Origin of the sequence: Moritella sp. F3, from assembly GCF_015082335.1 — a bacterium.
GTDB lineage: Bacteria > Pseudomonadota > Gammaproteobacteria > Enterobacterales > Moritellaceae > Moritella.
Map to the genome: position 1 here is coordinate 1 of NZ_BLRL01000021.1, position 20257 is coordinate 20257.

Below are 20257 nucleotides of genomic sequence, written 5' to 3' on the forward strand. Positions count from 1 at the left end.
CACACAGATTGCTTGAATAAATTGTTAAAGAGCATACTGAACGACTGTTGCCGTGTCAGTGGGAGCGATTATAGAGAACTCAGGTTTATTGGCAAGTCATTTTGACAATAAACTAAACAAACAGGCTTTACTGTACGAAATTAGCACTAAAGTGTTTTTTTTCGATCTTTCTGGTACGCAAATACAGCAACAGCATTAGTTCAGCGCTAAATAATGTCGTGCTTTAGCCAACGACAGCCCTAGTATTGTAGGTTTATCGCGATACAATGATATTAACCAAGGAGATATACCCATGACTGAACTTAGAAACCAAATCATCGCCGAGATGAAAGTTAAACCGAGTATTAATATTGCCGATGAGATTCGTAGTCGCATTAACTTTATCAAGCAGCAATTAACTAACTCAGGATTAAAAAGTTTAGTTCTAGGTATAAGTGGTGGTGTTGATTCATCAACTTGTGGCCGTCTTTGCCAATTAGCTATCGAAGAGTTAAATACAGAACAACACAGTGATGAGTTTAATTTCATTGCCGTACGCTTACCTTATTCTATCCAAGCAGATGAAGATGATGCACAAAAAGCGCTAAGCTTTATTAATCCAAAAACATCTGTCACGGTGAACATCCAATCAGGTTCAGACAGTATTCATAGTGAAGTACTTAAATCTGTACAAGCAGCAGGACTGCCAGAAACAACAGCCTTTAATCAAGATTTCAATAAAGGTAACGTAAAAGCAAGAATGCGCATGATTGCACAGTATGAAATTGCAGGCTTATATAGAGGCTTAGTACCAGGAACAGATCATAGTGCTGAAAACATTTCCGGTTTCTTTACTAAACACGGCGATGGTGCTTGCGATTTAGCACCTTTATTTGGTTTGAATAAACGCCAAGTAAGAGCATTAGCTGAATTCTTAGGTGCTTCGCAAGACGTATTCTTGAAAATACCTACAGCAGATTTAGAAGAAGATCGCCCACAGCTTGAAGATGAAATAGCACTCGGTGTCACTTATGATCAAATAGATGACTTCTTAGAAGGTAAATCTATTGATGCAAACGCTGAAGCAAAAATTATTGATACATACTCTAAGACAACGCATAAGCGTAATGCGATACCGACACCAACTTAATTATTGCAGGCTTGATTTATAAAACAAAAAAGCAGAGATTAATCTCTGCTTTTTTGTATCACTAATCTATCAATGATTACTTTTCTATTTTCGTTGGTTTTGGCCAATTACGAATATGTCGTTGCTTAACACGTGATATTACTAAATCGTTTGCTTCAACATCTTTCGTTATTGTAGAACCAGCAGCCACAGTCGCATTTTTCCCAATAGTGACAGGGGCGATTAATTGACTATCAGAACCAATAAAAGCACCATCTTCAATAATGGTTTTAAACTTATTTACGCCATCATAATTACACGTAATCGTACCGGCGCCGATATTTACTTTCTCACCAATAACGCTGTCACCTAAATAGCTAAGATGTCCTGCTTTAGAACCTTTGCCTAAGGTAGTTTTCTTCAATTCGACAAAATTACCTACGTGGGCATCATCTTCTAATATAGTGTCAGGACGTAAACGGGCAAATGGGCCTGCACTGCAGTCGACACCAATCGTTGCAGACTCAATAATTGAGTTTGGCTTAATCTCTGAATTAGCACCAATATGGCAATCTTTTAAAATACAATTAGCACCAATAGTAACGCCACTACCGATAGTTACTTTACCTTCGATAATAACGTTAATATCAAATGTCACATCATTACCAACACTGACTTCGCCACGTAAATCAAAACGATTTGGATCAAGCATAGTCACGCCTTGTTCCATCAGTTTGTACGCTTGTAATTTTTGGTATGCACGTTCTAATTCTGCCAATTGCATACGGTTGTTAACACCTTCAACCTCAATGTTCGCGATTGGGTGTACCGCATTAATGGTGCGTCCAGCTTGATGGGCGAGGGCGATCACATCGGTAAGGTAATATTCAGCTTGTGCATTATTATTATCTAACAGGGATAACCAGTGCTTAAAATCAGCACCGTTAGCCACTAATATGCCAGAGTTTACTTCATCGATTTTAAGCTGCTCTGCCGATGCATCTTTTTGCTCAACAATACCAACGACCGTTTCACCATCACGTACAATACGACCATAACCCATTGGGTTATCCAGCTTCACCGTCAGTAGACCGATGCCGCCTTCGGGTTGAGACTGGCATAGGTGTGTCAGTGTTTCTTGGCTAATTAATGGCACGTCACCATAAAGCACTAGTACTTGTTCGTCCGCTTTAAATTTATCAGCCGCTTGTTGCACGGCATGACCAGTCCCTAATTGTTCAGCTTGCAGAACCCAATCTAGCTTGTCATCGTTAATGCGTGATTTGAGTAATTCAGCACCATGGCCATAGACTAAATGGATATCGTTAACATCTAACTGTTTTACGGTATCGATAACATGCTGAACCATTGGTTTTTTAGCGATTGGGTGAAGCACTTTAGGAAGATCTGAACGCATACGCGTTCCTTTACCAGCAGCAAGAATAACAACACTAATAGGCATAATGGGCTCTTATCAAAAGATGAATAATTAAAATAAATAGTAATTAGATTATAGGGAATAAATGGGTTTAACAATATGAATAGTTTAATGAAGATATAAAAAAAGCGACCCTAAGGTCGCTTTTTTGACAACTACACGTGATCAATTAAAGATTCACTCAATCTAACCTAAGTTAAATTAGTTGAATTTTTTAACCAATTTAAGCACACGAAGTTGAGCAATAGCATCAGCCAATTGAATAGCTACTTGAGTGTAATCCACATCTTGATTAGTTGCAGAATTGCTCAGTAGTTCTTCAGCTTGTCTTTTGGCTTCTTGCGCTTTGGCTAAATCTAGATCTTCTGCACGAATCGCAGTATCAGCCAGCACGGTAACTTCGCCAGGTTGTACTTCACAAGTACCGCCTGAAACAAAGATAACTTCTTCTTCACCGTGTTGTTTAACCAAGCGCACCATGCCAGGTACTATTCCAGTTAATAGTGGTGTATGTCCAGCTAAAATGCCGAACTCACCGCCAGAACCGGTAACTTGAATGCTTTCAGCACGCCCAGAAAATAAAACACCTTCTGCGCTTACTACATTCAAATCAAAAGTCATAGCCATAGTGCCCTCGCTTATTTACAGTTTCTTCGCAGCTTCAACAGCATCGTCGATAGAACCACAATACATGAACGCTTGCTCAGGAAGATCATCGTAATCACCCTCTAACAGGCCTTTAAAGCCACGTAGAGTTTCTTTTAATGATACAAGAACACCTGGGTCACCAGTAAATACTTCAGCAACATGGTATGGCTGAGTTAAGAAACGTTGGATCTTACGAGCACGAGATACGATTTGCTTATCTTCTTCAGATAGCTCATCCATACCTAGGATCGCAATAATGTCTTTTAATTCAGTATAACGCTGTAGTACACCTTGAACGCCACGAGCGATGTCGTAATGTTCTTGACCAACTACTAGAGGATCTAACTGACGAGAAGTAGAATCTAGTGGGTCGATCGCAGGGTACATACCCATTGAAGCAATATTACGGTTCAGTACAACTGTTGCATCTAAGTGAGCAAATGTTGTTGCTGGAGATGGATCCGTTAAATCATCCGCAGGTACGTATACCGCTTGGATAGATGTAATTGAACCACTCTTAGTTGAAGTAATACGCTCTTGTAGGATACCCATTTCTTCAGCAAGTGTAGGCTGGTAACCTACCGCTGATGGCATACGACCTAGCAGTGCAGATACTTCAGTTCCCGCAAGTGTATAACGATAGATATTATCGATGAATAGTAGTACATCTTTACCTTCGTCACGGAAGCGTTCAGCCATTGATAAACCAGTCAAAGCAACACGTAAACGGTTACCTGGAGGCTCATTCATTTGGCCGTAAACCATTGCTACTTTATCAAGTACGCCGGCTTCTTCCATCTCGTAGTAGAAATCGTTACCTTCACGAGTACGCTCACCAACACCAGCAAACACAGATAGACCTGAGTGAGCTTTAGCGATGTTGTTGATTAGTTCCATCATGTTTACGGTTTTACCAACACCGGCACCACCGAATAGACCGACTTTACCACCTTTAGCAAATGGGCAAATCAGATCGATAACTTTAACACCTGTTTCTAGCAATTCGCTAGAAAGTGACTGCTCTTCATAAGAAGGCGCTGTACGGTGAATTTCATAACGCGTATCTGTTGGGATAGCGCCTTTACCGTCAATTGGGTTACCAAGAACGTTTACAATACGACCAAGACATTCGTCACCAACAGGCACGCTAATCGCGCTACCAGTGTTAGTTACTTTAAGGCCTCGGCGTAAGCCGTCACTTGAACCCATAACGATACAACGAACAACACCACCACCGATTTGTTGCTGAACTTCTAGCACCAATTCAGATAGGTTAGCGTCGTCAAATGTCAGTGCATCGTACACTTGAGGTACGGATTGCTGTGGAAACTCAACGTCCACAACAGCACCGATGATCTGGACAATAATACCAGTACTCATTTTAAATCCTCTAAACTTTACAAGTTTGCCTAAACCGCTGAAGCACCAGCACAAATTTCAGAAATCTCTTGTGTAATGGCAGATTGACGGGCTTTGTTAAATACTAACTGCAGCTCATCAATAATGTCACCAGCATTGTCTGTTGCATTTTTCATTGCAAACATACGTGCTGCTTGTTCAGATGCTGCGTTTTCAACAACACCTTGATACACTTGAGATTCAATAAATCTAACTAATAATTTAGTTAGAAGCTCAGCAGGTTCGCCTTCGTAAAGGTAATCCCAGCCATGCTTTGGTAGTGCTTCGTTTTCTTCCGATGCAGGCAACGGCAGTAGTTGATCGATAGTTGGTTCTTGCGTCATTGTATTAACAAATTTGTTATATACAACGAATAAGCGATCCAACTTACCGTTATCGTATGCTTCTAGCATAACTCGAACAGAACCAATCAAGTCTTCTAACGTAGGTTCTTCACCGAGGTTTGCTGCATTAGCAACCACGTTTCCGCCTACGTTAGCGAAAAATGTACCCGCTTTAGCGCCAATAAGCCCTAAATCGATTTCTACATTTTTATCCGACCATCCCTTCATATCAGAGAGAGTCTTTTTGAAAAGGTTGATGTTCAAGCCGCCACATAGACCACGGTCAGTTGAAATCACAATATAACCAACACGTTTCGCTTCACGTTCTTCTAGGTACGGATGAGAGTACTCTAGAGAACCTTCAGCGAGATGACCGATCACTCTGCGCATTGTGTTAGCGTATGGGCGACTAGCTGCCATGCGATCTTGTGCTTTACGCATTTTACTCGCGGCAACCATCTCCATTGCGCTGGTGATCTTCTGAGTATTAGTAATACTCCCGATCTTGTTTTTAATTTCTTTAGCGCCGGCCATTTGCTTCTCCTATTAAGCTAACTGTGGCAGCAAAGGCTGCCACCGCTCTTACCAGGTTTGTGTAGACTTAAAGCTTGCAAGTAAGCTTGTTAGCTTAGCTTGAACATCTTTGTCATACGCGCCTGTTTCATTAATAGAAGCAAGTAAATCAGCGTGTTCTGCTTTAGCATAAGCTTGTAGAGACGCTTCAAAGCTAACAATTTTGTTAACTTCAACATCTTCTAATGCACCAGTTTCTGCTGCATATAAAGATAGAGCCTGCTCTGCAACACTCATTGGTGCATATTGGCCTTGCTTCATTAGCTCAGTAACTTTCGCGCCATGATCAAGCTGCTTACGCGTTGCATCATCAAGGTCTGAAGAGAATTGAGCAAATGCTGCTAATTCACGATACTGTGCTAGTGCGGTACGAATACCACCAGATAGTTTCTTAATGATCTTCGTTTGTGCTGAACCACCAACACGCGATACAGAGATACCTGGATCAACAGCAGGACGTGTGCCTGAGTTAAACAGCTCTGTAGTCAAGAAGATCTGACCATCGGTAATAGAAATTACGTTCGTTGGTACGAACGCAGATACGTCACCACCTTGAGTTTCAATGATAGGAAGAGCAGTCAAAGAACCAGTCTTACCTTTCACTTCACCTTTAGTGAACGCTTCTACGTACTCAGCGTTTACACGAGCAGCACGCTCTAGTAGACGTGAATGTAGATAGAAAACATCACCAGGGTATGCTTCACGGCCCGGTGGACGACGTAAAAGTAATGAGATTTGACGGTAAGCAACGGCTTGCTTAGACAAATCATCATATACGATCAGTGCATCTTCACCACGGTCACGGAAGTATTCACCCATAGCACAACCAGAGTATGGTGCTAGGTATTGTAGTGCCGCAGCTTCAGAAGCCGTTGCAACAACAAGAATAGTGTTTTCCATTGCGCCATGTTCTTCAAGCTTACGTACAACACTAGCTACGGTAGAAGCTTTCTGACCGATTGCTACGTATACACATTTGATGCCTGAGTCTTTTTGGTTGATGATTGCATCGATAGCGATAGCACTCTTACCAACCTGACGGTCACCAATAATAAGCTCACGTTGACCACGACCGATTGGGATCATAGCGTCAATCGCTTTGATACCGATCTGTACAGGTTGGTCAACAGATTTACGTTCCATTACACCCGGTGCAATTACTTCAACAGGAGAGAAACCATCATTGTCGATAGGTCCTTTACCGTCGATAGGCTCACCAAGTGTGTTTAAAACACGACCTAATAAGTTGCGACCTACTGGCACTTCAAAAATACGTCCAGTTGAACGTACTTTTTGGCCTTCTGCAAGACCCATGTAAGAACCCATTACTACCGCACCAACAGAGTCACGCTCTAGGTTTAATGCGATACCAAAGCGGTTTCCAGGTAATTCAATCATTTCGCCTTGCATACAGTCTGCAAGGCCATGAATACGAATAATACCATCGCTTACTGAAACGATCGTACCTTCATTTCTTGCTTCACTAACAACGCTGAATTTTTCAATACGTTGTTTGATCAGATCACTGATTTCTGTAGAATTCAGTTGCATGCTATTCCCCAATTACGATTGTAGCGCTTCCGCAAGTTTATTTAACTTACCGCGTACAGAGCCATCAATAACTAAATCACCAGTCTGGATAACCAGACCACCAATTAGAGTGTTATCAACGTTGCAATTTAACTTAACTTTGCGTGCTAAACGCTTTTCCAACGCGATCACAATGTTTGCTTCTTGCGTAGCCGTTAACGGCATTGCAGATGTTACATCAGCATCAACAGATTTCTCATGTTCCGCTTTGTAAAGAGCAAATAAAGTAACAATGCTTGGTAATGCGCTTAAACGAACGTTCTCAGCCAATACTTTAATAAAGTTTTGACCCGATTCGTTAAGTTGCTCATCAGCTACGTTAATAAAAATATCAGCGATAGCTTGTGAACCAACAGCGCCATTTAATAAATTAGAAATATCTTTGTTTACTGCGATTTCCGCGGTAAACGCTAACATTTCTTGCCATTTATCAATAGCCTGTTCCTTAACGGCAAAATCAAATGCAGCTTTAGCATATGGACGAGCAATAGTAGTCAAATCAGACATAAGCCCCCCAGTTGTTAAAGTTCTGCAACGATTTTGTCTACGATGTCACTGTTAGCAGCTTCATCGATAGAACGTTCGATAATTTTTTCAGCACCGGCAATAGCTAAACCAGCTACTTGTTTGCGTAATTCTTCTTTTAGACGATTACGTTCTGCTTCAACTTCAGCGTCTGCTTGAGCAAGAATTTTAGTTCGCTCCGCATTCGCTTCATCTTTAGCTTCATCGACTATCTGAGATTTACGCTTGTTTGCTGCATCAATGATATTTGCCGCTTGCGCTTTAGCATCTTTCAATTGATCTGTTGCTTTAGCTTCCGCTAGCTTCAGATCTTTAGCAGCTTTATCCGCACTTGCAAGGCCATCAGCAATTTTCTTTTGACGTTCTTCGATAGCCGCGATTAATGGCGGCCATACATATTTCATACAAAATAGTACGAATAACGTGAAAGAAATCGCTTGTCCTAAAAGAGTTGCGTTGATATTCACAACGAACCTCCTGGTTAGTAGTGGACCGAAAGCTGATTAAGCGATGAATGGGTTCGCGAATAATAGGAATAATGCGATACCAACTGCAATCATAGAGATCGCATCAAGAAGACCAGCAACAATGAACATTTTAGTTTGTAGTGCTGGTGCCATCTCTGGTTGACGAGCAGAAGACTCTAGGAATTTGCCACCTAAGATAGCGAAACCAATTGCTGTACCGAATGCAGCAAAACCTAGTAAGATAGCAACAGCGAAAATAGTAGCTGATACAGTTTCCATTTTATTCTCCAATAAGATAAAAAATTTTAATTAAAATTTGTGTTTATAAATTAATGATCTTCACATGCACTGCTTAGATAAACCATAGACAGCATCATGAAGATAAACCCTTGTAGAACGATTACCAAAATATGGAAAATCGCCCATGGCACACTTAGTCCCCACTGAAGGTACCAAGGCATAAGCGCGATCAAAATAAAGATCAGCTCACCTGCGTACATATTACCAAACAAACGTAGCGCTAATGAGATAGGCTTCGCCAGTAAAGTAACCATTTCCAGTGCAAAGTTAAAAGGAATAAATACCCAATGGTTAAATGGATTCATAGTCAGTTCACGAGTGAACCCACCAAAACCTTTAACCTTGATGCTGAAACCAACAATTAGTGCAAAAATACTTAACGACATAGCGAAAGTAGTATTTAAGTCTGTTGTTGGAACAACTTTCATGTAGTCAATTCCCATTGCTTTTGCTGCTTCAGGAATGAAATCCACAGGAACTAAATCCATTGTATTCATCAGAATAACCATCATGAAGATAGTTAATGACAGCGGTGCAATTAATGCATTACGACCGTGAAAAGATTCTTTCACAATGTCGTTTACGAACTCGATGCACATTTCAACGAAACATTGAAATTTACCCGGTACGCCCGTTGTCGCTTTCTGACCAACTTTATAGAATGTCCCTAAGAATAAAATCCCTAAAGCGAGGGTTACGAAAAGTGTGTCTAGGTGCCAAGTCCAAAATCCTTCACCAACCGCTAAATTAGTTAAGTGATGTTGGATATATTGGGTCGACGTTAGTGCTTCACCTGTTGCAGACATTTTTCATCCCAGTTTTTTGTTCATAAAATAAGGAGCAAATAATTGTGAGCCTATCGCTAATGAAAACGTCACGTAAAGAGGAAGATAATTCACCTTAACGAAACCTAACACCGCAATAAAAAACACAACTGTCAGAACCAATTTTAACGATTCACCCAATGCAAACGACGACACTACATCTTTCATTTGTCTAGCGCCCATAAACCGGAAAGCTAAACGCGTAAAAATATAATTTGGTAACACATAAATGATGCCACCAAATACTGCAGAACGAGCTGAAAGCTCACCGTCAATTACCAAAAAGGTTAACGCGCAAACGGCCACTAATAGCACCTGAAACACAATCAGCTTAATCGCTTGATTGAACGCATTCATTGCTAATTTATTTGACACAATAAACCCCTAAAACAATCTTTTTGAAGCATTCAAAAAAAATATACAAAAACGCTTCTAAAAGCAGGATAAATTATACGTTGAAGTGGTGCTAATGCAACTGATTGCAACCTAGATAAGGAAAGCTAAGTAGAATATTCTGAAAAATGAGATATGACAGGCGTTACCCACTAATGAGTAGCGCCCTTATAATATTAAATTCTAAACAACGGGGTTATTATGAAATAAAGTTATTTTGACATTCAGTTAAATATAAGCCATTGATATTTCGAATGAAGATAATTGTTCAGAAAAGCGTATCTCACTGAGCTAAGTATATTTACTGACCCACAACACCGCTTTTATAAATCTTAACTTAATTTGATCTTTATCACTTGAAGATCAATCTTTAACCTAAAGTTGAGACTATATCATCCAATTCTGCAAGGCTAGTATAATCAATTGTTAACTTTCCACAGCCATTTGCACCTTGTTTAATGATAACTTTAGCTTTTAGTCGCTCTGATAAGCGATATTCTAGGTTCGCTACATCCGGATCTTTAGCCTTTACAGAGGCAGTTTCGGCCTTCGGCTCAAGGAGCTTTCTGACCAATTTTTCAGTGTCACGGACGGTTAATCCACGCTGAGCAATATTGCTCGCAGCTTGTGACTGTAATTCGCCTTCAAGACCCAATAAAGCACGCCCATGACCCATCTCAATATCACCATGTTCAAGCAAGATTTTAACATCTGGATTGAGGCTATTTAAGCGTAATAAATTAGATACTGACGCACGTGATTTACCGACTGCATCAGCCACCTGCTGATGAGTCAATGAGAACTCTTCGATGAGGCGCTGTAATGCAGTTGATTGTTCCATTGCATTTAAGTCTTCACGTTGGATATTCTCAATCAACGCCATCGCCATGACAGCTTCATCAGCGACATTTTTAACAATACAAGGTACTTGGCTTAAACCGGCAAGTTGTGCAGCACGCCAACGACGTTCACCTGCAATAATTTCATATTGCTGCGTACTAAGCTCACGAACAACGATGGGCTGAATAATTCCTTGGGCTGTAATAGATGCCGCTAACTCATCAAGTGCATCCGTTGCCATGTCTTTACGTGGTTGATATTTACCTGGGTATAACCATTCGACCGGTAATTTTTTTAACTCATTTTCAACAACAGATAATACTGGTGATGGTAGCTCGTCGATCGCTTGTTCTTTCGTTCTCGCAATCGCACTTGTCCCCAATAGTGCATCCAGACCTTTACCTAAACCTCGTTTTTTCGTATTCATGCTTGTTCCTTTGCCTGTACGCTCTGTTCGTTGGCTAATTCTTGACGACGAATGATTTCTCCGGCTAGTGCCAAATAGGCTTTAGCGCCACTCGATGATTTATCATAATACATAGCAGGTGCACCAAAGCTTGGCGCTTCAGCTAAGCGGATATTACGAGGGATCACGGTACGATAGACTTTATCGCCAAAATGCTGCTTAAGTTGCTCAGATACGTCAGATGCTAAGCGATTACGCGGGTCATACATAGTACGAAGTATGCCTTCAATTTTAAGCTCAGGATTAACCGCTGCTGCAAGTTTCGTGGTGGTATCCATTAATGCAGTGAGGCCTTCAAGGGCATAATATTCACATTGCATTGGCACAATAATAGAATCCGCAGCAGCCATCGCATTAATGGTTAATAAGTTTAATGACGGTGGACAATCAATAAAAATATAATCGTAATAATCTTTTACAGCCGCTAATGCATTTTTCAAACGTAATTCACGCGCAAAAAATTCCATTAATTTAATTTCAGCCGCGGTGACATCTTGATTAGCGGCAATAAGGTGATATTTCCCTGAGGTTTCAGTAACCACAACTTCATTTACTGGTTTTTCATCAACCAATAAATCATAGGCAGAATATTCGACGCTGTATTTATCAACGCCACTGCCCATGGTTGCATTACCTTGTGGATCAAGATCAATTAGCAATACCTTACGTTTAGTCGCCGACATGGAGGCTGCTAAATTGACACAAGTAGTTGTTTTTCCTACGCCACCTTTTTGGTTAGCTATTGCTATGATTTTGCCCACAAATGTTCCCTATTATTTAATCTCTGACATGACGATTAGATGACGTTCGCCCTCTAACTCTGGCACTGTTAGTTTATGTGCAACTTCCAGTTTGAATTTCGTATTCAATGTTTTAATTTCACCCGTTGGTTTTACCCCTTTCAACGCGTAAAACAAACCATCTTGTTTTGGTAGATGCTTGCACCAATGTAACATATCTTCTAATGAAGCAAACGCACGACTTAATACGCCATCAAATTTAATTTCTGGTTGGTATTCTTCAACGCGTGATTGTACAGGCGTTACATTCGTTAATTTTAATTCATGTACAGCCTGTGTAATGAAACGAATTCGTTTGCCTAAGCTATCAAGCAATACAAATTCTTTATCTGGATTCATAATAGCTAAAGGTAGACCCGGTAAACCTGGGCCAGTACCGACATCAATAAAACGCTCGCCTTCTAAATAAGGGCTCACCACAAGGCTGTCCATAATATGTTTAACTAACATATCGTCAGGATCACGCACCGAAGTTAGGTTATATGCCTTATTCCACTTATGTAACAAATTAACTAATGCCACTAATTGCTGTTTTTGGGTATCAGTAACAACCAAAGGTGTTTGAGCTAATAATGCATCGAGGCGGTTGATCATGGGTAGATTTACTCCGGTAAAACGTGATTATCTAAATTAATATTAATCGTAGAAAAAAGAAAAAGACAATCTACTAAAAAAGGTAAAGGTACCTTCGTTAAATAGTAGCATTGTAAATTAGGGAATGATGTCAAAAATGAGGTTATATAGCCACCGCTAAATGCGTTAACGGTGGCAGTAGTACTAATTATTTATTGGTTTAGTAGATTTTGCTTTTTCAAATAAATAAGTAAAATTGAGATTGCAGCAGGTGTGATACCTGAAATGCGTGATGCCATACCAATTGTTTGCGGTTTAACTTCAATTAATTTAGCAACAACCTCATTAGAAAGACCTTTAATTGATGCGTAATCTAGATCTGTTGGCAGTAACGTATTTTCATGGCGTAATTGCTTTTCAATCTCAGCTTTCTGACGGTTAATGTAACCTTCGTACTTAATGGTGATTTCAACTTGTTCCGCTGCAGCTTCGTGCTCTAACTTAGGCCCTAGCTCTTCAATCGTCATTAGAGCGTCATAACTTACTTCAGGACGACGAACAAGATCTTCTAACGTGTGTTCACGTGAAAGCGGTTTTGCTAATAATGCATTGATCTTATCTGCGAAGTCTTTCGTTGGGTTGATCCAAGTTGAACGTAAACGCTGTTGCTCAAGTTCAATCGCTTCCATTTTCTCGTTGAATATTGCCCAGCGATGATCATCAACCAAACCAAGTTCACGACCTTGTTCTGTCAGACGTGCATCGGCATTGTCTTCACGTAACAATAGACGGTATTCAGCACGACTTGTAAACATGCGGTACGGTTCTTTAGTACCTAGTGTCGCAAGATCGTCAACTAACACACCCAAGTAAGCCTGATCACGACGTGGATGCCATGTATCTTCCTCACGGGCTGTACGAGCAGCATTAAGACCAGCAAGTAAACCTTGAGCTGCCGCTTCTTCATAGCCCGTTGTACCGTTGATTTGACCTGCTAGGAACAGACCTTCGATAAATTTACTCTCTAACGTTAACTTAAGATCGCGGGGATCAAAGTAATCATATTCGATCGCATAACCAGGACGCGTAATATGGGCGTTCTCTAGACCACGAATCGATCGTACAAGATCAACCTGAACATCGTAAGGTAAACTCGTTGAAATACCGTTAGGGTAAACTTCATGCGTTGTTAAGCCTTCAGGCTCAATAAATATTTGATGAGATTCTTTATCTGCAAAGCGCGTGATCTTATCTTCGATCGACGGACAATAACGAGGACCAATACCTTCGATCACACCTGTGTACATTGGGCTACGATCCATACCACTGCGGATCACATCGTGGGTCTTATTATTGGTATGAGTAATGTAACACGGTACTTGTTGCGGATGATCTTTACGGCTACCGATGAAAGAGAATACCGGTGTTGGTGCATCCCCGTGTTGTTCTTCCATCACAGAAAAATCAATCGTGCGACCATCAATGCGTGGCGGGGTTCCCGTTTTTAAACGATCCGTACGAATCGGTAATTCACGTAAACGTGCAGCCAATGATACCGATGCAGGATCACCTGCGCGACCACCTGGATAATTCTGTAGGCCAATGTGGATAAGTCCGTCAAGGAAAGTACCGACGGTTAATACCACTGATTTAGCTCTAAATGATAAACCGGCTTGCGTCATAACACCAACAACACGATCGTTCTCAATAATAAGATCATCGACTGATTGTTGGAATATAGTTAGGTTTGGCTGATTCTCAAGTTTTTGGCGTACTGCTGATTTATACAGCAGACGATCCGCTTGGGCACGTGTTGCACGAACGGCAGGGCCTTTACTTGAATTTAATGTTCTAAATTGAATACCGCCGAGGTCTGTAGCTTGACCCATTATACCGCCAAGAGCGTCAATTTCTTTAACTAGATGACCCTTACCGATACCACCGATAGCTGGATTACATGACATATGCCCTAGCGTATCGATGTTATGCGTTAATAATAATGTATTTCGACCCATACGAGCAGCGGCTGCAGCAGCTTCGGTGCCAGCATGTCCGCCACCTACGACGATAACTTCAAATTGTTCATGGTATGCCATGTATCACCTCGGTTTTGTTTGGCGGAAATATTCAGAGCGGCACAGTTTACGGTTTTCTCTAACAGATGCAAATGATCTTAATTATATTTTTATTTAGATCCAACTGTTGATCTTTAGATCTTAAAAGAGATCTTATAAGATCTATTATTAGGATCGCCTTGATCTGTTGATAACTCACTTTGATCTAGTAAGATCATGTATTTAGCGTAGATCACTTACTGTTAGTAAGGCTTGGGCTTGTTACGTATAAGTTGGGTGTAAATAGCCTAGTTATACACAGGGGCTGTGGTGGCTAATTTATTCTACAAGGATAACTATAGGTTGATCACAAGAAAGATCTATAGTTATCCACAGAAAATAAAAATAAAAAAATTAGATCATGGTCATATTATAGCCAGATTTTCAGCCATTGCGGATAGCATTCGTCGATCGCATCTTCTGGGATCGGCGTTTCTAACGTGCAAATTTCGACTATTTTTGTCATCCTTTTGGCGCTCAATTCGGCGAGTTGACGATCGATCTTATGACCCGCAAAACAGAATTGATCATAAGATTTTGACCCCAGCGCGATCACGCTGTATTGCACTAAGCTTAAATCAGGTTTGGATTGTTGTAGTTGCTGCGCAAAGGGAGCTATGTTTTCAGGGTAATCACCCGCACCATGCGTTGCGGTGCAAACGATCCAGGGGTGGTTTTTGTCGATCGGTAAGTTTTCTAGTTTAGGATCGAGGTGAATGTTGACTTGAAAACCTTGATCAATGAGTTTTTCTGCTAAATGATCAGCAGTGTATTCAGCGGATCCTAACGTTGTGCCTACAATTAATTCGAATGTATACATGCTTTCCTCTTTTTTAAACAATGTTGTCACTATTTTTGCTGTAAAATGTAGTCTTATTCAATACTAATTTACTATTATTAAGGCAGTTATGGCTTCATTATTTCAACGCGTTCTTGCTGTATTTGGTTATGCGAAAACCAATAAAAAGACGGCGTATACTTCTTATAAACCCGTGTTCAATAATGTTGCGACAACAGTATTAAGTATACCTGATGTCGGTGTAGCGGATGAGATAATTGATACTAGCTCATTGTTTTATGATTTGTTGTTTAACAATAAGGATGCTATTACGGCTGCAAACAGTGGATTAAATCCATTGGAGAAAAGTATTTTACTTAAAGTTGAAGCGAGTGTTGGCCGTCCTGAAAACATCGCACTAAATGTAGTGAGACTGCCAGCTGTACTACATAAGGTCTCTGCATTAATTGATAGTGACAATTATACAGCGGAACAATTGGCGGCATTGATTACTCAGGACCCGGTATTGGCTGCTGATGTGATCAAATTAGTTAACTCGGCTGGTTATCAAGTGGGGACTCAGGAGATTACCTGTTTACAAGAGGCGGTGGTCCGTTTAGGTGGTTTGCAGATTAAATCGATTGTATTGACGATCGTGATGAAAAATATGACCGATATAAAGCCTATCTACTTTAAGTTGTTTGGTCAGTATTTATGGCAGCATTCACTGACAACAGCCCTGTGGGCAAAAATGTTAGCAAAGAGTCATGGTGAAGACCCTGACTTAGCTTATTTCCTTGGCCTGATCCATGATGTGGGTAAAATTGCGCTGTTTAAATTAATTGTTGATGAAATGAATACCAGTGACCCACAATTTAGACCCAGTTCAAAGTTATTCCGTCAAATGATGACGAAGCACTCATTACGCTTATCTGCGCTCATTGCTCAGGCGTGGTTATTACCGGGTTCTGTGGTAAAAGCCTTGCATGAACAATCCGAAAGTCCGACTGTGCTACAACATACGGGGCCGGGTAAGTTATTGCTTCAAGCTAACTTATACAGTGAGATACACCTATTATTGGAGCAAGGGTCTATTTCACAGGAACAAGCTAGTACATTTTGTAGTGAGCATCAATTAGATATCCAAACGTGTATCGCCGGAGTATAAGTCATGATATTAGCGAGTTATTCTGTATTTACACGCACATAATATGGCGCTAATTTCGGATTTATCCACATGGACTTAGGCGTCTTAAAAGTTATTATTTATCAAGTTTAACTTGTGGGTAACTCTGTGGATGGCTTGTAATACGCACTGGATTTTACTGTTAGCTAAGCGTTTTAAAGCGCGTAGTATGATGCTTGTTGATCATGAGGTAACTGTGGGGTAGGTGAGGGACGATCCGTTTAAGGATCGTCATTTATTCGACAGTTTATTTACCAATACAGAATGAGGTAAAGATACGGCCAAGAAGATCGTCAGAAGTGAACTCACCAGTAATTTCTGATAGTTGTTCTTGGGCTAGGCGCAGCTCTTCTGCAAGCAGCTCTCCCGCCATGTATACTTCCATTTGCATCTTACCTATTTGCAAGTGCTCATCAGCCTTCTCAATAGCATCCAAGTGGCGTCGACGTGCGATGAAGCCCCCCTCGGTATTGCTTTGATAGCCCATGCACTCTTTCAAATGATCTTTAAGTTCATCTAAGCCAAGGTTCTCTTTTGCTGATATTTTGAAGATCGAATGACCTTGATCTTTAACGACGGTTGGTGATTCACCGGTAAGATCCATCTTATTTCTGATCACTGTCAGGCCGATCGAGGTTGGCAATCGATCAATAAAGTCTGGCCAAATTTCGGCTGGATCCGTGGCATCTGTCGTGGTACCGTCAACCATAAATAGCACTTGATCCGCGTTGTTGATTTCTTCCCATGCGCGTTCAATACCAATTTGTTCAACACGATCAGGACTATCGCGTAAACCTGCGGTATCGATAATATGCAGTGGCATGCCATCAATGTGGATATGTTCACGTAATACATCACGTGTCGTTCCGGCTATGTCGGTGACAATCGCTGATTCTTTACCCGCTAATGCATTGAGTAAACTTGATTTGCCAGCATTAGGACGACCAGCAATAACCACTTTCATGCCTTCACGAATAATCGCGCCTTGCTTGGCTTCTTTTTGTACCGCCGCTAAGTTATCCATTATGTTATACAGTGCTTGGGCAATTTTACCGTCGGCAAGGAAGTCCACTTCCTCTTCTGGAAAATCAATGGCTGCTTCAACGTAAATACGTAAATGAATCAAACTTTCAGTTAGGATATTAATTTTTTTAGAGAACTCACCTTGCAGTGAATTCATGGCAGATTTTACTGCGCGTTCTGATGTTGCATCAATCAGATCGGCAATGGCTTCTGCTTGGGTTAAATCCATTTTATCGTTGAGGAATGCACGCTCTGAGAATTCACCTGGACGCGCCATTCTGATGCCGTCAATTTTAAGAATTCGGCGCATTAGCATATCCATGATCACGGGACCCCCGTGACCTTGTAACTCTAAAACATCTTCACCGGTAAATGAATTGGGTGCTTTGAACAAGATTGCGATACCTTGGTCAATTGTTTGCTGTTCTTCATCCAAGAAAGATAAGTAATCGGCTTTACGCACGGTGGGAATTTTATTCAAAATTGCTTGCGCGACTAACTCTGTTTTCGGTCCAGAGATACGAATAATACCAACACCACCTCGTCCTGGCGGTGTGGCTTGTGCAATGATAGTTTCATTAGTTAGCATGTGATTACCCGAAGATAGTATATTTTTTAGATGAAAAAAGGCGGCACAAGGGCCGCCTTGATAAGATTAGCAAGCTTACTTCTTGCTGTGCAAACCTTCTTTTTCCAGAGCTCGGAAAATAATAGTTTGTTGGATAATTGTAACTACGTTACTCATTAACCAGTATAGAACTAGACCTGCAGGGAACCACAAGAAGAAGAAAGTAAACATAACAGGCATAAACTGCATTACTTTCTGCTGCATTGGATCCTGAACCTGTGTCGGAGACATTTTCTGGATCATGTACATAGTAACACCCATTAATAGCGGTAATACGTAGTACGGGTCTTGTGCTGATAAATCGTTAATCCACAATGCGAATGGTGCGTGACGTAATTCCACACTTTCCATTAATGCCCAGTATAGAGAGATGAAAATAGGCATTTGGATGATCATTGGGAAACAACCACCTAATGGATTTACTTTCTCTTCTTTATACAATGCCATCATTGATTGCGACATTTTTTGTTTGTCGTCACCACATTTTTCACGTAGTGCAGTCAGTTTTGGCTGTAGCAAGCGCATTTTCGCCATTGACGTATATTGCGCTTTCGTTAGTGGATACATAGCACCACGTACAGTAAACGTGATCATGATTACGGCAATACCCCAGTTACCCACTAAACCGTGGAAGAACTGTAGTAATTTGAATAGCGGTTGTGCGATGAACCATAACCAGCTGTAATCAACTGTAAGGTCAAGGCCTTCAACTAATTCGCCCATCTGATCTTGTAATTTTGGACCAACCCAAAGTTTCGCTGAAATAGTCGCTTCGCTGTTCGCAGCAATGACTTCAACAGGTTGTTTGAAACCGATAATCGCTTGACCTTTAGTGAAGTCAGTACGACCAATGTTCAAGCTGTAGAAATGGTTTTGGCTATCACCAGGGATCCAAGCGGATACGAAGTAATGCTGTAACATCCCAACCCAACCAGCAGTAGTTGTGCGGCTTAGGTTTGCATCGCTGATATCACTGAAATCGTATTTTTCATAACGTTTATCAGTTGTACCAAGTGCTGCACCACGGTAAGCCTGCATCATCATGCTGCTGCCTTCGTCAGTACTTAGGTCAATATTTTGTTTCAATTGACCGTACATTTGCACTGAAATTGCATTAGCAGATTGGTTATTTACTTGATAGCTCACTTCAACGTCATAGCTACCACGTGTTAGCATGAACACTTTAGTAAACTGAACGCCGTTTGCATCTGTATATGAAAGCGGAATACTTAATGTATCGCCTGAGATAGTGAAGCTAGTTGCAGTCGTGCTGTATTGTGGACGACCAGCTGTATTTGCATCTGGGCCATTTGCGCCAATAAGACCACTTTGTGCAATGTACACATTCGTTGCGTCATTTTGTAATAATGTGAAACGTTCTTCAGCATCAAGTTCTGTCGCATGATCGAGTAAATCTGCACGAACAATATCGCCACCAACAGTGTCGATGGTTAGTTCAAGCACATCTGAGCTGATAGTAATCAATTTATTTGATTGCTCTGAATTCGGTGCGTCAGTTGTTGCGTCACTGCCTGCCGGTACATCGCCAGTTAAACCATTTGTGATCGCTTGAGTCGTTGTTGGTACTGCAACCGGGTTGTCTTTATTTTGCCACTCGGTGAATAGCAAAAAGCTGACAAACAATAATCCGATGACAAGTAAATTACGTTGGGATTCCATAATCTATTTAATCTCTTTGTTTGGGTTCAGGTACAGGATCGTAACCATGTTTATTACTAAAAGGATGACATATTAATAGACGTTTGGCCGTTAGCCAACAACCTTTTGTAAATCCGTGGAGTTTTATTGATTCTATCGCGTATTGAGAGCACGTTGGAGTGAAGCGACAGCGAGGACCAATCATCGGACTAACGAATAATTGGTAACCTCGTATTAATTTGGTGCCTAACCATTGCAACGGCGACAAAGTTTGCGCCATAACTTCTCCAATAATGCATCGATTTCTGCATTTTCTAAGTTTGCAATACCAGATTTAGCGATAACCACGATATCAACATTGGGAAAATCATGATGGCGTGTCCGAAAACTTTCTCTAATTAGACGCTTAACTCGATTACGGCCGACAGCAAGTTTAATTGCTTTTTTAGGTACAGCTAAACCAAGACGAGTGTGTCCAAGTGAGTTATTTTTGGCAAGTATAGTTATATGAGGTGAGGCTGATCGCACAGGGTCTGCGAATACGTTTTTGAAGTGTTCGGGAGTTAACAAACGTAACTCCCG

At 40.9% G+C, this 20257-nt stretch carries 21 protein-coding genes; 2 read left to right on the forward strand and 19 right to left on the reverse strand.

The features are described from left to right. The first annotated feature begins 292 nt into the window (after positions 1-292). Entirely contained in the window at positions 293-1129 is an 837-nt protein-coding gene (nadE, locus tag JFU56_RS21155; protein ID WP_198439233.1) for an ammonia-dependent NAD(+) synthetase, read from the forward strand. A gap of 76 nt (positions 1130-1205) precedes the next feature. Here nadE and glmU read toward each other — a convergent pair whose 3' ends face one another. From glmU to mioC, 15 genes are all read right to left on the reverse strand, one after another. Then, the gene (gene glmU, locus JFU56_RS21160) at positions 1206-2570 is read right to left on the reverse strand and encodes a bifunctional UDP-N-acetylglucosamine diphosphorylase/glucosamine-1-phosphate N-acetyltransferase GlmU (RefSeq protein ID WP_198439234.1); all 1365 of its coding nucleotides are present in this window, start codon (positions 2568-2570) and stop codon (positions 1206-1208) included. A gap of 177 nt (positions 2571-2747) precedes the next feature. Beyond that, positions 2748-3173, reverse strand: coding sequence for a F0F1 ATP synthase subunit epsilon (locus JFU56_RS21165; protein ID WP_019442498.1), 426 nt, complete (start codon positions 3171-3173; stop codon positions 2748-2750). Between the two features lie 15 nt (positions 3174-3188). Next, entirely contained in the window at positions 3189-4574 is a 1386-nt protein-coding gene (atpD, locus tag JFU56_RS21170) for a F0F1 ATP synthase subunit beta (RefSeq protein WP_019442497.1), read from the reverse strand. 29 nt (positions 4575-4603) lie between these two features. After that, entirely contained in the window at positions 4604-5470 is an 867-nt protein-coding gene (atpG, locus tag JFU56_RS21175; protein WP_198439235.1) for a F0F1 ATP synthase subunit gamma, read from the reverse strand. A gap of 48 nt (positions 5471-5518) precedes the next feature. Next, positions 5519-7060 carry a F0F1 ATP synthase subunit alpha gene (gene atpA, locus JFU56_RS21180; protein ID WP_019442495.1) on the reverse strand — a complete coding sequence of 514 codons (1542 nt, stop codon included), beginning with the start codon at positions 7058-7060 and terminating at the stop codon, positions 5519-5521. A gap of 12 nt (positions 7061-7072) precedes the next feature. Then, positions 7073-7606, reverse strand: a complete 534-nt coding sequence (gene atpH / locus JFU56_RS21185) for a F0F1 ATP synthase subunit delta (protein WP_198439236.1) — start codon at positions 7604-7606, stop codon at positions 7073-7075. A gap of 14 nt (positions 7607-7620) precedes the next feature. Further along, a complete protein-coding gene (atpF, locus tag JFU56_RS21190) occupies positions 7621-8091 on the reverse strand; it encodes a F0F1 ATP synthase subunit B (protein WP_198439237.1) in 471 nt (156 codons plus the stop codon). A gap of 36 nt (positions 8092-8127) precedes the next feature. Next, on the reverse strand, positions 8128-8370 hold the full coding sequence (gene atpE, locus JFU56_RS21195; protein WP_017223402.1) for a F0F1 ATP synthase subunit C: 243 nt from the start codon (positions 8368-8370) through the stop codon (positions 8128-8130). Between the two features lie 50 nt (positions 8371-8420). Continuing rightward, positions 8421-9197, reverse strand: a complete 777-nt coding sequence (atpB, locus tag JFU56_RS21200) for a F0F1 ATP synthase subunit A (RefSeq protein ID WP_198439238.1) — start codon at positions 9195-9197, stop codon at positions 8421-8423. 3 nt (positions 9198-9200) lie between these two features. Beyond that, a complete protein-coding gene (locus JFU56_RS21205; RefSeq protein ID WP_198439239.1) occupies positions 9201-9590 on the reverse strand; it encodes an ATP synthase subunit I in 390 nt (129 codons plus the stop codon). A gap of 388 nt (positions 9591-9978) precedes the next feature. After that, positions 9979-10875, reverse strand: coding sequence for a ParB/RepB/Spo0J family partition protein (locus JFU56_RS21210; protein ID WP_198439240.1), 897 nt, complete (start codon positions 10873-10875; stop codon positions 9979-9981). After that, positions 10872-11675 (reverse strand): ParA family protein, encoded by an 804-nt coding sequence (locus JFU56_RS21215; protein WP_198439241.1) that lies wholly within the window; start codon positions 11673-11675, stop codon positions 10872-10874. The genes JFU56_RS21210 and JFU56_RS21215 overlap by 4 nt, the downstream gene beginning before the upstream one ends. A gap of 12 nt (positions 11676-11687) precedes the next feature. Further along, entirely contained in the window at positions 11688-12308 is a 621-nt protein-coding gene (rsmG, locus tag JFU56_RS21220; protein WP_198439242.1) for a 16S rRNA (guanine(527)-N(7))-methyltransferase RsmG, read from the reverse strand. Positions 12309-12499: 191 nt separating this feature from the next. Beyond that, positions 12500-14383, reverse strand: a complete 1884-nt coding sequence (gene mnmG / locus JFU56_RS21225; RefSeq protein WP_198439243.1) for a tRNA uridine-5-carboxymethylaminomethyl(34) synthesis enzyme MnmG — start codon at positions 14381-14383, stop codon at positions 12500-12502. Between the two features lie 388 nt (positions 14384-14771). Continuing rightward, positions 14772-15221: an FMN-binding protein MioC gene (gene mioC / locus JFU56_RS21230; protein WP_198439244.1), complete on the reverse strand. Its 450-nt coding sequence runs from the start codon at positions 15219-15221 to the stop codon at positions 14772-14774. 88 nt (positions 15222-15309) lie between these two features. Between mioC and JFU56_RS21235 the strand changes: the two genes are divergently transcribed. Further along, positions 15310-16347 carry an HDOD domain-containing protein gene (locus tag JFU56_RS21235; protein WP_198439245.1) on the forward strand — a complete coding sequence of 346 codons (1038 nt, stop codon included), beginning with the start codon at positions 15310-15312 and terminating at the stop codon, positions 16345-16347. Between the two features lie 265 nt (positions 16348-16612). Here JFU56_RS21235 and mnmE read toward each other — a convergent pair whose 3' ends face one another. The 4 genes from mnmE to rnpA form a co-directional block, all read right to left on the reverse strand. After that, positions 16613-17977, reverse strand: a complete 1365-nt coding sequence (mnmE, locus tag JFU56_RS21240; protein WP_198439246.1) for a tRNA uridine-5-carboxymethylaminomethyl(34) synthesis GTPase MnmE — start codon at positions 17975-17977, stop codon at positions 16613-16615. A gap of 75 nt (positions 17978-18052) precedes the next feature. Beyond that, positions 18053-19696: a membrane protein insertase YidC gene (gene yidC, locus JFU56_RS21245; RefSeq protein WP_198439247.1), complete on the reverse strand. Its 1644-nt coding sequence runs from the start codon at positions 19694-19696 to the stop codon at positions 18053-18055. A gap of 7 nt (positions 19697-19703) precedes the next feature. Beyond that, positions 19704-19955, reverse strand: coding sequence for a membrane protein insertion efficiency factor YidD (gene yidD, locus JFU56_RS21250; RefSeq protein WP_198439248.1), 252 nt, complete (start codon positions 19953-19955; stop codon positions 19704-19706). Continuing rightward, positions 19922-20245 carry a ribonuclease P protein component gene (gene rnpA / locus JFU56_RS21255; RefSeq protein ID WP_017223413.1) on the reverse strand — a complete coding sequence of 108 codons (324 nt, stop codon included), beginning with the start codon at positions 20243-20245 and terminating at the stop codon, positions 19922-19924. The genes yidD and rnpA overlap by 34 nt, the downstream gene beginning before the upstream one ends. Positions 20246-20257 lie beyond the last annotated feature (12 nt).